Source organism: Pseudomonas sp. GW822-FHT06B12 (assembly GCF_058799675.1).
Window position 1 is genome coordinate 278,526 of sequence record NZ_JBXALR010000006.1, and the last position, 13,787, is coordinate 292,312.

7 protein-coding genes are annotated in these 13,787 nt (G+C 58.3%); 4 read left to right on the forward strand and 3 right to left on the reverse strand.

The features are described from left to right. The first annotated feature begins 4 nt into the window (after positions 1-4). From AC1RKH_RS15900 to AC1RKH_RS15910, 3 genes are read left to right on the forward strand one after another with little or no spacing between them, the layout of a single operon-like run. Positions 5-1,213, forward strand: coding sequence for a hypothetical protein (locus tag AC1RKH_RS15900; protein ID WP_493062987.1), 1,209 nt, complete (start codon positions 5-7; stop codon positions 1,211-1,213). 59 nt (positions 1,214-1,272) lie between these two features. Beyond that, complete coding sequence (locus AC1RKH_RS15905; protein ID WP_493062988.1) at positions 1,273-2,016, forward strand: molecular chaperone; 744 nt, start codon at positions 1,273-1,275, stop codon at positions 2,014-2,016. A 40-nt stretch (positions 2,017-2,056) separates the two neighbouring features. Continuing rightward, positions 2,057-2,548, forward strand: coding sequence for a CS1 type fimbrial major subunit (locus tag AC1RKH_RS15910; RefSeq protein WP_493062989.1), 492 nt, complete (start codon positions 2,057-2,059; stop codon positions 2,546-2,548). A 119-nt stretch (positions 2,549-2,667) separates the two neighbouring features. Here AC1RKH_RS15910 and AC1RKH_RS15915 read toward each other — a convergent pair whose 3' ends face one another. The 3 genes from AC1RKH_RS15915 to AC1RKH_RS15925 all read right to left on the reverse strand — a co-directional run bounded on the left by AC1RKH_RS15915 (position 2,668) and on the right by AC1RKH_RS15925 (position 11,736). Beyond that, positions 2,668-7,815 carry an NEL-type E3 ubiquitin ligase domain-containing protein gene (locus tag AC1RKH_RS15915; RefSeq protein ID WP_493062990.1) on the reverse strand — a complete coding sequence of 1,716 codons (5,148 nt, stop codon included), beginning with the start codon at positions 7,813-7,815 and terminating at the stop codon, positions 2,668-2,670. Positions 7,816-7,896: 81 nt separating this feature from the next. After that, positions 7,897-11,040, reverse strand: coding sequence for a transglycosylase domain-containing protein (locus tag AC1RKH_RS15920; protein ID WP_493062991.1), 3,144 nt, complete (start codon positions 11,038-11,040; stop codon positions 7,897-7,899). 237 nt (positions 11,041-11,277) lie between these two features. After that, a complete protein-coding gene (locus tag AC1RKH_RS15925) occupies positions 11,278-11,736 on the reverse strand; it encodes an REP-associated tyrosine transposase (protein ID WP_493062992.1) in 459 nt (152 codons plus the stop codon). A gap of 614 nt (positions 11,737-12,350) precedes the next feature. Here AC1RKH_RS15925 and AC1RKH_RS15930 point away from each other — a divergent pair. Continuing rightward, positions 12,351-13,769, forward strand: a complete 1,419-nt coding sequence (locus AC1RKH_RS15930; RefSeq protein ID WP_493062993.1) for an amino acid permease — start codon at positions 12,351-12,353, stop codon at positions 13,767-13,769. The last annotated feature ends 18 nt before the right edge of the window (positions 13,770-13,787 follow it).

Here is a 13,787-nt window from a genome sequence, read left to right on the forward strand (position 1 = left end):
AGCCATGAAAATGTCCACGATTAGCCTGGGGTTGGCGATGACGCTGCTGGCTCCATCGGTTGGGGCGGTGGAGATCCGGGCGCTGTTCACCCCTGATCCATCGCAGCCGCAGAAAAATGTGTTCATCAACAAAACGCCGAACAGCGGCTACTGCGCGAGCTATCCGGACCAGTGCCGGGATAACAATATGTTCAGCATTCGGTTGCCGTTTCGTTTTGGGCCGAGGTCAAACATTGTGCGCCTCGACCTCATCCCGGTGAAAGTGCCGGCCAATTGGCGACAGTTGACCGTGACGAACAGGCAAACCATGGAAACTGAAACCGTCGAGGTGCGCATTACCGGAGTGGGTTCTGAATACGTCCTTAGTCATTCAGCCGCCAGTCTGGTTGGCGTAACTGACCTATTAGAAGGGCATCAGAAGCTTTGGTACGGCAGTAGCTGGGTGTACGCGCCGTCGCCCTGTGAGTACAGCGGTGTGGGTTCCTATACAGGTCAAACCTATCGGTTTTTCTGGAAGACGCCGGTAGAGGCAGCCTGTACCAAGAGAACCTACTTTCCTATCCCCCATATGTCTTTTAACACTCTGGATTTTGCCTACGAACTGCGTACGCCTAATCCTCTCGGGATGTCGAGCGGGCTCTATACCGGTTCGATTAACTATCGGGTCGGCCCGGGCGCCGACTTCGATATTGGAGGCACGCCTGCGGATGACAGCAACCTGAGCCTGGACTTCGTCCTGGATGTGCAGCACACCTTGAAGGTCGATATCCCTCCCGGCGGCAACAAAGTCCAGTTGGTGCCCGCGGGTGGCTGGCAAAGCTGGCTGCAGACGGGACGCAAGCCGGTGCGCCTGTTCCGGGATCAGACGTTCACTATCTCGGCGTCATCGAAATTCAAAATGCTGCTGGAATGCGAGATTTCGGCACCCTCCTACGAATGCATGATCCAGGACCCGGTCACCCACCGTGCGGTTGAGTTGCGGGTCAGCACCAGCCTGCCCAACGGGTTGACGGATCTCGCCGGGCAACCCGTCAAGCATCTGCGGCTACGAACCGGTGCGGCCAACGCGCCACAGTTTCAACCGGGATTTTATGTGGATAGAGCCCCCGGTGTGCTGCACTTCGAGGTCGATCAGATGGGGTTCATGCTGTCCCCCGGTCAGCCAGGCCACTATTCCGGCAAAGTCACGGTGATCTGGGATTCGGAGGTCTGATGGGCTGCGCATCGATCGGTCACGCCCGTGTTGTGTTCAATGTCATGAGGTTCAAGGTTATGAGGCGTCTGGTAGCACTGTTGGGTTTGAGCGGGTTGTCCCTGGCGATTCAGGCAGCACCGAATATCAATGTCGGGACGGTCTATGACTACTTGGATGGCGATAAAAGTACGTACTTGAAACGGGTGTTCAATGGCGGTGACAGCACTGCCTTCGTCAAGGTCAACGTGCTGGAAATTATCTATAACGCCGATGGCACGCCTACCGAAGTTCCGCTCAAGACTCAGGCGGGGGCCAGTGCCCGCGATGGCTTGATGGCCAGCCCAGCCCGGTTGATCGTGCCGGCCAACGGCATGCAGGGCACGCGTTTGCTGTACATGGGCGAGCGGGAAACCGAGCGCTACTTTCGTGTGCGTTTCGTGCCGGTGGTGCCGGAAAAGGAAGATGAGTTCGCGGTGTCCAGCGAGGAGCGTGAAGACTACAAGAAACAACTGACCGCCGGGGTCAACGTCATGGCCGGTTTCGGTACGGTGTTCTTCGTTCGGCCGAAAAACACTCGTTTCGACAGCGTGATCGAGGACGGCGCCGGTACGTACAGCCTTCGCAACAACGGCAACACGGTGGTGGTGATCGATGAGTTCAAGAACTGCTCGTTGAAAGACGAAACCGCCTGCGAGCCGACGACCAAGCACCACGTTCTGGCGGGAAAGACCTTTGCGTTCCAGAAGCAGGCGGGCCGCGAGTATCGCTTCAACCTGATCGAAGGGCAGTCAAAAAAGGCGCTGCACATCGTCAGCCAATAGCTCTCGCGCAGGTTTCTCTTTGAGGCAACAGGTACCCGACATGATCAAGCAATGGTTAATCGCGGCGTCGGTGGGCGTCATGGCGCTCATGAGTCCCCAGGCTTTCGCGGCGCGCGAAGTACACGAATTCGAGGTGTCGGTGGATATCCCCACCTTGGGGTTCTACGTGATACCGACCGAGACCGACTGGATTCATCGCGAGCAGATTTTGGTGTGGAATCTGAACACCAACACCCTGGGGGGGGTGCACAAGACCTTTGACGTCAGGCACGACTCCAGCGCGATTGAGGCTCGTCTGGAAAGCGAGCCGTATTTGTCCAATGGCATCGACAATATCTACTTGCGCGTGCGCTTCAACGACCGGGAACTGAGTCATGACCCGCAGCCCCGGGAAGTCGTGTCTGCCGCAGACGCCATGGCGGGGAGTCGCGTGCGCCTGGACATCGAGCCAAAGGTGCCGGTGGGCGGGTATAAATCGGCGGGCAGCTATTACGGCAATGTGATGTTGGTCTTTAGCGCCGTGGCCCCGTGATTCATCGAGACAGGAGTCGGCTACTTGAATGCTGGCTTGAATTCAACGCATTTAGGCTCGACAGATGAAAGCGCACTTTCATCTGTCGAGCACATCGCAGTGAGGGCGGGATCAGCCTGTTACAGGTCGGCTTTATTCAGAGCTTCGTGTGTCAGGCGTCTGCTCAGGTTCTTTTCCTGATCGTACATTTCATTGTTCAGGCGATCCTCTGTTTGCAGGGACATCGGCTGATCGGTAAAGACCTCCTCGTGAGGCATCGATAGCCTGTCTGCCAGGACTTTCAAGCGGTCCTGTAGTTCGGTTCGTTGCTCGGTGGTCAAGTCCTCGGAGGTGGCCCATTCGCGTTGCGCCGTAATCAGGTCGGTCAACAGGCCCGACCTTGTCTGATACAGCGCTTCATTTGCTCTGAATTCGCTTGGGTAGCGGTCATTCAGATAGTTGATCCAGAAGTCTCGCTCATTCATCGAGTCCACCAGGCCGTCACCTTCCTCGAGTGCGGTTACCGTTTCAAAGGCTTGCTCGATATTGGCTTCGCTGACACCGGCAACGCGCCGGAAGAGCATGCGTTGCGACTGCCACGGCAGATCCAGGCGCTGGGCCAGGGAGGTCTGGTAGGCCAGATAGACTTCGACGTCATCCGGGTTGCCTCCGCGTGCCAGGATGTCGGCGCGCGCAATTTCGTTGACCCGCTCCAGGCGTGCGGTGCCCCTGGCCAGGGCCACCAGTTTGTTTTCCAGCACGACGTTCGAGGTCGAAAACGCGTGCGCCTCGGCGGCCAGCACTTGCACACCCATGTTGTTGAAGAGTTGAGCGCCCGCGTCGGCGCAGTTGGCAGGGGTAGACGCCATGGCGAACAGCTTTTCACGCAACCCGGGGTTCAGGTCCATGGCATCGATGGTTCGCCACACCCGTGAAGATAATTGCAGGCGTGCGTCGCCGCCGGCGCGGTAATCAGCAGACTGCGTCAGGCTATCGATGACGGTGAAAAAATCAGCTGAGCCGGTTTCCGCGCCCAGGTCTGACCAGGCCGTGGGCCTGGCAACGCCTTGCCCATCGAGATATCCCCACCAGCCCCTGTCGTTGGGTCTTGGCCATTTTTCCTGGACCCTTTCGGCGAGTGCGTTGTAGGCGTGACGGCGAGGTATTCCCACCGAGGTTCGATAATCTTCATAGCGCAGTCGGTTCGGCTCCGACAGGTCCATTGCGTCGAGACGTGTGCGCGCCACGATGAAGGCATCGTCGGAGCCCGGAACGACCTCGGGGATCGTTGTAATGGGGTTAGACCTCATGTCGAGGAAAAAACCACGGGGTCGGCGTTTGGCCCAGAGCCCTTCTGGCCAGGTGTCGATGTTGGTGTTGAACAGCGTCAATTCGCGCAGCGCCGGCATGCGTCCGACGTCTGGAAGACGACCCAATGGATTGTTATCGAGCCTCAGGACTTCCAGACGGGTCAGGTCTTTGAGTTGCTGAACGTTCTCGGCCGTCAACGGGATGAAGTTGTCGCTCAGCCGTAGCGTCTTGAGAAAGTGCATCTGGCCGATGTGTTCAGGCAATGCGGTCAAATGGCATCGGCGTGCCGACAAATTGCGCAGGTGTCGAAAGTCTTTCAGCAGGCCATTGGCCTGCGTGGGAAACGGAGTGCTGTCCAGCTTTAACGCCGTGACTTTATCCAGATACTTGCCCAGATTTGGCAGTATTTTCCACCAGTGCTCCAGATTAATGTCTTGCTGAAAAGCGCTCGACAGATCCAGGGTGTAACCGCTGTCCAGCTGCGGCGCCGGAGCATCGACTGCTCTGGTTTGTCTTTCGAAGCACTTGATCAGTTGCCTGGCGATGTGTCGTCCTCCTCCGTTGACAAAACCCTGGCTATCGGGACCCCAGCTTTCCGGCTGTTGATAGCGCCATTGATTCAGGGTGACGCGCAGTTCGTCGAGCTCTTGCTCAAGTTGCGTCACGGCCGCGAGTGGTTCAGGGCGGCTGTTCAAGGACTCAACGAACGAGGTCACTTCATGAGGGTTCATGTTTGGGTAGAGGTCCTGCACCCTTTCGGTCAGGGTCTTGCTTTCGCTGCTCAGGGCTCCACCGCGAAGCAAAAGCAGGGTTTCGCGGCGCGGAGCTCCCCGCACTGGCGGCTCGGCCAGCAGCGTGCGGCGCACGCTGGGTGGTTCGGTTTTGGTCATGACCCACTGTTTGAGTTGTTCACCTTCACCCACGCGGTAACCCAAGGCTTGGCGTTGTTTAGCGGGCAGAGCACGCAGGAGTGATTCGTAGAAGTCATCGGCCTCGTGCAGCAGGTTGTGTTCTGCATCGCGGACCTCGTACCGCTGCGGTTCCTTGTTGATCAGCAACCTGACGGTCGAGGCGTCCGCTGCGCCGGCGTTGCTGCTCAGTGGGCCGTCGGCGCTGCCTACGCGGACCTCGATTCGCAGATCGCCGAATGTATCGGTGTTCTGGCGCAGGGCCCCGAGCACCAGCCGTTCGGTGTTCTCGGTAAACAGAGAATCGCGAATCAAGCCTTCACTGGCCCGGGTGGCCTGTACCTCGGATTGCAGCTCCCGGGCGATGTTTTTCAAGCGCAGGGGAATGTGCTCTTCGTCGTTGATAGTGGCGCCTTCCAGCGGATCGGCACTGGTCAACAGGCGTTCGACTACCGTGGTGGGAAGTTCAGGGAACTGCTGTTTGATCACTTCGGCAGGTTTGTTGCTGGTATGCCCGCGGCTGGCATAGTCATCATTGAACAATGCTGCCCGGTTTCGCTGTGCCAGTGCTGCCAGTTTCTGGCGTAGCTGTCGGGTACGAACCTTGAGTGAGGCCTGTGAGGTGTCCTGCGGCTGGTCGAGAATGACCGACGTCGCATTGCCATCGAGTGTATCCATCACTCCCTCCAGCAGCTTGCCCTTCAGTAGCTCTTGTTCACTGAGCTGCACGACCAGTTTGCGACCATGTGCAGCTTTTGAGCTGGCGTACTCCCAGACGGTATTGAACTGGTTGTCGATGATTCGCATCGAGACACCGTCGGGCCAGAGGCCGTAGCGTGTCATGAGGTGCAATTGAGTGATTGGGCTGGCCTGGGCGTAGACCGCGGGATCGTCGCTTTTCATCTGATCGATGAAGGTTTGCACGTCGTTGTCGATGGTCAATCGGGTGAGGGTGTCGTCGAACAACAGTGGGGGCGTGCTGTTCTCGGCATACATCCTGCGCAGTTCGTCGGGCTGTGTGCCGCTGGCCCGCAGGGCCTCTTCACGTTGGCCCTCGCTCAGCTCGTTCACCGAACGCCCCATCCGGCGTAGCAGTGTCGAGGTGTCCCATGCCCGTGGCTGCTCGAAGTCGAGCACGTAAGCGCCGGCGCCGTTATGGCGGAGTGCCGGTTGGTAGGCGTCGGTGCGCACGGGGTGCTGGAGGTGTTGCCGAGCGGTTCGGGAGTTGTCCCTGACCTCATAAAAGTGTGTATCGAGTTGCACGAGGGTTTTACCGGCATGTTGGTACACGCCCGGTTCAATCGGGGTGAGATCGTCCGGCAAGCGGCCCTTGTAGCGGTAGGGTGCGAGGTCGGGTTTCCACAGGCGGGTTTTGCCATCGGGCAATTTGATCGGCTTCAAGCCTTCGATAAAAGGTGAAACCGTGTAGTGGAACACCGGTGCGAGGACGATAGCGGTGGCGACGTTTTCGATGACATCGGTGATATGCGCCCAACCGGCCTCGCGGTCACCTTCGCTGAGTTCTATCGCACCTTCGAGGACTTCTGAAAGCAACTGGCCGGCCATGACCACCAGCATCGCCTCGCCGAGACCCGGCACGAACATCGCAAATACGCCGACGGCGGTGAAACCGATGTTCAGGTAATTGGCCCAGCGCGCTGATCGAGCCTTGGCATCTTGATCCTCGGTGGGGATCGCCATGATTCGGGCATCCTCGAACAAGCGATCCAGCTTGATGTCGTGAAGCAATGACCAGGGGTCGAAAGATTCCCACAAGCCTTTGCCTCTCATGGAGACGCCCCGGACATAAAAGTAGGGGTCGTCTATCGGGTCGCGGCGCGTGCCCCGATCCGGCGGTCCGGGAAGCGGGGTCTGGAGCAGTGCCTGCTCGGCGATTCGTACTAACTCATGACGCCGCCAGGTGATCGCAAATGACTCCGGTGGTCCGTCACTGACCTTCTCGGTAAAGCGACTGAAGTAATAGGATTTGTCTCGCTCTGCCACGAACCGGCTGAAAAAAACCTGGTAGTCGGTTGGCTCCAGAGCCGTTTGCCCACTGGTACTTCCTTGCGGGCGGGCCATGAATTGTCGGGTCAACTCCTGCTGGAACTCGGTAAACGTGGCATAGCGCTTGACCGGATGTTCAGGGTCATCGGGAATGTAGGCAAGCACATAGCCCTGGTGATAGCGATGTGGAACGGTGGGCAGGAAGACCATGCAGTCGGACAACCTCAGGCCCATGACACTCAAGCTCATGAAGAGAACCTGTTTGTCACCCTCCATGATTTTTTGTTGACCGGCGACGACCTTCAACAGCAGCTCGTAATCGCGTTGCTCAATGTCTTTTTTGACCAGTGCCATGTACGCCGCTGCTTTCAGGGCGTTCTTCTGATGGGTTGTGGCCTTGTGCTGCAGAAACGTCCGGACGAACGAATCTTCCGGGCGCAGAAAATCCTTGAGGTAAGCCTGGTACTTCCCGCCGATGTCCAGGGTTCGGCATAGACGCGTGAACGTTTCGATGCCAAGCGACGTCCGGACGCGATCAAAGTGTCCGCGCTTATCGGGTTGGGTGATGAAACCCGATCCATCGTCAAAGAACCCTGGCTGAACTTCGTCGTCTTCGAAGTTGTGCAGCGCGGCTTGCAACAATGAAAACGTCTTGACGGCAAAGCCACCGCTCTTGATGCCGAATATACCCAGGCTTTTGGGGGCGTAGAGCCTCAGCCAGGTCGTGTCGGGGTCGAGGGTGGCGTCCAGCTTTTTCAGTTCCGGCAGCAGCAGCGCCCTGGCGAAGTCATGAATGTTTTTCAGGTTTTTCTTGAAAGTCCGGTCCTGCTCATTCTGGGATTTCAAGAGTGCATCGTTGAAGACTTTAAGCTGGCTCTTCTGTGCTTGTGACGCGTTGTCGTACCACGGCGGGGTGATCGGCCGGGTCTGCTTGAGTGCTGCGCGTCGATCGGCAGCCGCCTGGAAATGCTGCTGCGAAATGGCATTTTTGATGATGTGAAAATGTGCGCCCTGTTCGTTGAGGGCGAACAACTCGCGAGGGTTTCCTGGAAATTCAGACACTGCTCATCTCCTTGAGTCAGGTGGGAAAGCCCAGCCTACCCAGATGAGCAGTGCACATGAGTTACATAGTTATCGTGATGGTCAACGATCGGCCATGGTTGCCTGGCACAGGGTGTGGGTGCCGGGTTGCAAGTACGGCGTGAGAATCGGCGCCATGCCCTTGAGTACTTGCACTGGCAACGCCGAGGTGAATTTGTAGGCTTGCGCCGAGGCACCGGGGACGAAGGCGGTCAGGGTGCCAAAGTGGTTGTTACCGATATAGAACACGAAGGTCGCGGTACGGTTGATCGATTTTGAGCTCAGAACCCGCCCGCCGGAGCCGAAGGCTTCGATGCGGTTATCACCCGTGCCGGTTTTGCCGCCCATGGCCAGGGGAGTGCCGTCCGGCAGTTTGAACGTACCGGCGACCCGTTTCGCGGTCCCGGCATCCACCACTTGCGACAACGCTTCACGCATCGCCGTCGCCACTTCGGAAGGCATCACGCGTTTGCCTTTGTTCGGGTCGTTGATCAGCGTTGTTTCATAAGGCGTGCCGGCGGCGAAGTGCAGGCTATCGATGCGCAGGGTCGGCATTCGCACGCCATCATTGAGGATGGTGCCGATCAGCTCTGCCAGCGCCGCTGGCCGATCACCGGAGCTGCCGATGGCCGTGGCCAGTGACGGCACCAGGTGATCGAACGGGTAACCGACTTTCTGCCAGCGCTGGTGAATGTCGAGGAAGGCTTCGATCTCCAGCATGGTCCGGATACGACTGTCGCGGGCACTCCTGTGCCGGCTCTTGAACAGCCAGCTGTAGACTTCCTGACGCTCGAATTCACTGGCTTTGACGATCTGGCTGAACTTGGCGTCAGGGTTGTTCAGCAGGTAACCCATCAGCCACAGGTCCAGTGGGTGGACCTTGGCGATGAAGCCCTGGTCGGGCAGGTCAAAGGCACCCGGGCCGTAGGTGTTATAGAGTTTTTCGAGGCGCTCGTCAGTGAGCTTTTCGTTGGGTTTTCCGGTGAATTTTTCAATATTTTTATCGGTTTTCTTGGCCGTTTTCAGATGCGCACGCACAAAGCTGTTGAAGCTTTCCTGGCTGGCCTCGGGCAGCAGGTAGCGGTGCACCGCAGCGAGACGAATTGCCGTCGGGTGCATGCCGTCGAGGAAGGTCTCGAGGCGAGCCTGGGTGTCCTTCTTCTGGTACTTCTTCCAGAAGCGCAGTAAAAACGCGGTGCCCTCGTGGTCGGCAAATTGCGCCAGATACTCCTGGCGCCGTGGGTTGTCATCATCATTGAGCAATTGGCCGCTGCTGTTGGGCTCCGAGTAGGTGGTGTAGCGCACCAGGTCGCGCATCAAGCGAATGAACGGCAGGTTGATCGATTCGCGCAGGGCATCGCGCAGGGTCGGGCTGCGGCCGTTGTCTTCTTTGCGGAAGTTGTGAAAGGTGTGCAGGCCGCCGCCCGTGAAGAACGATTCGCCGGGGTTGGCCGAGTAGGTACGGTTGAGGGCCGCATCGAGCATTTTTGGCAGGCTGCGGTCGCTGTTCTGGATCAGGTAATCGACGGCCCAGCGGGATATCCGGTCCTGTTCGGGGACGTCGGTTTTCTTCAACTCGGCCGGTGTCTTGGCGCCATAGCGGTCGTGCAGTTCGGAGATGATTTGCAGGTAAGTGGTGAGTACCCGCAGTTTGGCGGTAGAGCCCAGTTCCAGCTTGCTGCCCTCGTTGATGTCGAAGGGCTGATCGGTGCTGTCGGTTTGCACGCGCACGCGCGAGCCATCAGGCGTGCGCTCGAACAGGGTGAAGCTGTAGCGCACCTGCGTTGTGCTGGTAGGCGTCAGCAAGTGTTCGCCAAGCAGGCCCAGTTGCGCCGCGTAGGTCGGGTCGGCCAGATGCTTGAGGTACTCGGTGGCCTTGGTTTGCAGGTCGTATTGCAAGGTGCTGGTGGCTGACAGGTCGAGGCGATCGAGGTCATACAAAGGGCGATTGAGCAGGGCACCCAGGCGACTGCGAGCGACGCTGATACCCTTGTTGGATTCGATCGGCTGGAGGGTCGGTTGTTGCTGCCAGTCGCGGTAGGTCACTTTGCTGGCCAGTGCGGCGGCGGCCAGAGGCGCGTCAATCACCGAGTTCTGGGCGAGCAGGCGGATGTGGCTGTCGGTGAGGTCTGCGAGTTCGTCACGGCCCTTGGCCAAATAGTGGGAAGGCCGGCGCTGGGCGATCATCAGTGACAGCACCTGACGCAGGGCCAGGCCGCGTTTGGACAGGCTCAGCGGATCACTGGCAACGCTGGTCAGGGTTTCGTTGACCTGAGCGAAGTCGGCGCCATACCAGACACGCAGACCTTCGGCCATGCCATGCACTTCGCCGTGGCCGGGCACCGCCGACAGCGGCACGCTGTTGAGGTAGTCACGGACGATGTTTTTCCGGGCTGTCAGGGTCTGCGGGCCATCCTGATAGGCGCGCACGCTGGCGGAAACCATCTGACGGATTTTCTCGCTGCCCGATACCGTGAGGCCATCGGGTGAGTGGCGGTATTTTTCCAGCTGAGTGGCGAGGGTGCTGCCACCGGCCGTTTGACCCGGCAGGTGCACCAGTTTGGCGACTTGCGACCAGGCGGCCTTGCCAAAACGTGGCCAGTCCACGGCGGGGTTGGCAAAGGGTTGTTGGGGATCGAGCAGGTCGCGGTTCTCGATAAACAGCAGGCTGTGCACCACCAGCGGCGGGATGGCAGCAAAGCTCGAATACAGTTGCTGCGGATAGTTGTACTGATACAACGGTGCTGCGCGGCAATCGGTGATGGACAAACCGGCCTGGATCTTTTCTGTGTAGGGCACGAAGAAGCCCTTTTCGCTGTAGTCGAACAGTTTCGACGAGAAGCGGGTTTGCGCGGTGATCATGTAGTCACGCTTGAGCAAGCGCGGCAAAAATTCACCCAGGGAACTGTAGCCCAGGCGCTTGTCGAAAGGCCCGTCTCCCGGATAGAAAATCGAATCGCTGGGGCCAGGTTGCATCGAATACTTCAGCGATGCGGCAAATTGGCTGAATTCGCGTGCCTGCAATTTCGAGGTGCGCATTTCCTTGGAGGCGGCAAACCCGAGCGCGACCAGAATGATCACTAGCAACAACCAGAACATCCGCCAGGCATAACGGGGGCGGCGAGGTTTTTTCGGTAAAGGCGCTTCTTCCACGCGATCAGTTGGTTCCACAGTTTCACTCGAATCGGATTGCCATAAAGCGCCCATAGTCGATTGATCCATTCACGCAGATTTATCGGACTTGTCTGAAGCTTAGACGCTGGTTGGAACTGGTGAAAAATTTGTGAATGCAGAATTTCCAACAATTGTCTGATCACGATCCTGTGGCGAGGGAGCTTGCTCCCGCTGGGGCGCGAAGCGGCCCTAAAAATGGGACTGCTACGCAGTCCAGCGGGAGCAAGCTCCCTCGCCACAGGTTTTGTGACTGGTTTCGGATTTGTAGGTTCACAGCCAGCTTGCATCCCAGAGCGGATAATCTCCGATGCTTTCCACCAACCCGGCCCGCAATGGATTGGCGACGATGTAACGAGCGAAAGGCCGCAGGTCTTCATCGTCGCGTATTGCTCTGTCGTGGTAGCCGCTTTGCCAGAAGGCTCCTGAGCCATTGATGGTTCTATTTATAGCGAGCGTGCTACGAGATTTGGTTGATTGCATGATCTGGGGCAGAGTGCCTTGCTTCAGTTCAAGCAACCAGTGGAGGTGATCAGGCATGACGACCCAGGCCAGAGAGTTGACTTGATTTAACTCATGAGCCCGTTTCATTTCTGCAACCAACAACCGACCTAATCGCCAATCAGCAAAGAGCGGGTGGCGATTGTGAATGACGACCGTGACGAAATAGGCCCGTCCTGGCTCGGAGTGTCTGCCACAGCGCAGAAGGTGGGAGTTTGGGCGAGGATGCATTCTATTGTGTCCTTGGGTTTTGGGGTATCAATTGACCTTAGTTGCCCAGCTATTGAGTCGACGCCTCCACTGCTGAACGAAAAATCCGAAAACACTGAAGTCCTCAACGTGGCGAGGGAGCTTGCTCCCGCTGGACGGCGAAGCCGTCCCAAATCTGCAAGTGCGGTCTGTCAGGTAAACCGCGCTGATCTGTTCTGCGGCGGCTTCGCCACCGAGCGGGAGCAAGCTCCCTCGCCACGGAGGTTGGTGGTTGTCTGAGAGTATTGAGGTAGAGCCATTCAGCCGGTAAATACTGCCTAGGTAGGGGCATGACGCTGCACCAATGCTGTGCAATACTCGGCGCCGCTTCGCTGGCGAGTTGAGGCCCGAATCCCAGGTAATGCACCTCCGCAAATGCGGATTTTGCCGAGAGTTCTCGCTGAATATTGTCGTTTATAGAGTGAAAAGCCCTGCCGTGAGCTTTTTATACTGCACGCCCCGCTGATCTTGCAGGTTTTGTCCTACAAGACGGATCGACTCACAAAGTGGATCCGGTATCAGGAAGTCCAGGCTTATCGGTCTGCGCTTCGACACTCGGTGGTCATATCCAATAACAATATGGAGGTTGTACCCCTATGCCAGTCGGCAATCACCTGCCTCACGGCGAGACCGCTCAGGGCGGCCCGCTCAAACGCGAACTCGGCGAACGGCATATTCGCCTGATGGCGCTCGGTGCCTGTATCGGTGTCGGCCTGTTCCTGGGTTCGGCCAAGGCCATCGAAATGGCCGGCCCGGCAATCATGCTGTCTTACATCATCGGCGGTCTGGCGATTCTGGTGATCATGCGCGCCCTCGGTGAAATGGCCGTGCACAACCCGGTCGCCGGCTCCTTCAGTCGCTATGCACAAGATTATCTCGGTCCGTTGGCGGGCTTCCTCACTGGCTGGAACTACTGGTTCCTGTGGTTGGTGACCTGTGTCGCGGAAATTACCGCGGTGGCGGTGTACATGGGCATCTGGTTCCCCGATGTGCCGCGCTGGATCTGGGCGCTGGCGGCATTGGTGAGCATGGGCTCGATCAACCTGATCGCGGTCAAGGCCTTCGGTGAATTCGAATTCTGGTTCGCCCTGATCAAGATCGTCACCATCATCGCGATGGTGATAGGCGGTATCGGCGTGATCGCATTCGGCTTCGGCAACGACGGCGTTGCGTTGGGGATTTCCAACCTGTGGAGCCATGGCGGCTTCATGCCTAATGGCGTGCAGGGCGTGTTGATGTCCCTGCAAATGGTGATGTTCGCCTACCTCGGTGTCGAGATGATCGGCCTGACCGCCGGTGAAGCGAAGAACCCGCAGAAGACTATTCCGAATGCGATCGGCTCGGTGTTCTGGCGCATTCTGCTGTTCTACGTCGGCGCACTGTTCGTGATTCTGTCGATCTATCCGTGGAATGAAATTGGCACTCAGGGCAGTCCGTTTGTGATGACCTTCGAGCGTCTGGGTATCAAGACCGCTGCCGGCATCATCAACTTCGTGGTGATCACCGCCGCGCTGTCGTCCTGCAACGGCGGCATCTTCAGCACCGGGCGCATGCTCTACAGCCTGGCGCAGAACGGTCAGGCTCCGGCCGGTTTCGCCAAAACCTCGAACGGTGTGCCGCGTCGCGCCTTGTTGCTGTCGATCGGGGCGCTGTTGCTGGGCGTGTTGCTCAACTACCTGGTGCCGGAAAAAGTCTTCGTCTGGGTCACCGCCATCGCGACCTTCGGTGCGATCTGGACCTGGGTGATGATCCTGCTGGCGCAGCTCAAGTTCCGCAAAGGCCTGACCCCGGCTGAACGTGCCGGCCTCAAGTACCGCATGTGGCTGTACCCGGTGAGCTCGTACCTGGCGCTGGCGTTCCTGGTGTTGGTGGTTGGCCTGATGGCCTACTTCCCGGACACCCGCGTCGCGCTCTATGTGGGGCCTGCGTTTCTGGTGCTGCTGACGGTGCTGTTTTACGTGTTCAAGCTGCAACCGACCAACGTCTCGCAAGGTGCGGTGCGCTCGGCTTCTTGAGTGCGTAACGTCTGAAAC

What these genes read in the sequence shown, in the direction of transcription:
- AC1RKH_RS15900 (WP_493062987.1), top strand. Translation starts at nt 5, where the DNA reads ATGAAAATGTCCACGATTAGCCTGGGGTTGGCGATGACGCTGCTGGCT.
- AC1RKH_RS15905 (WP_493062988.1), top strand. Translation starts at nt 1,273, where the DNA reads ATGAGGCGTCTGGTAGCACTGTTGGGTTTGAGCGGGTTGTCCCTGGCG.
- AC1RKH_RS15910 (WP_493062989.1), top strand. Translation starts at nt 2,057, where the DNA reads ATGATCAAGCAATGGTTAATCGCGGCGTCGGTGGGCGTCATGGCGCTC.
- AC1RKH_RS15920 (WP_493062991.1), bottom strand. Translation starts at nt 11,040, where the DNA reads ATGGGCGCTTTATGGCAATCCGATTCGAGTGAAACTGTGGAACCAACT.
- AC1RKH_RS15925 (WP_493062992.1), bottom strand. Translation starts at nt 11,736, where the DNA reads ATGCATCCTCGCCCAAACTCCCACCTTCTGCGCTGTGGCAGACACTCC.
- AC1RKH_RS15930 (WP_493062993.1), top strand. Translation starts at nt 12,351, where the DNA reads ATGCCAGTCGGCAATCACCTGCCTCACGGCGAGACCGCTCAGGGCGGC.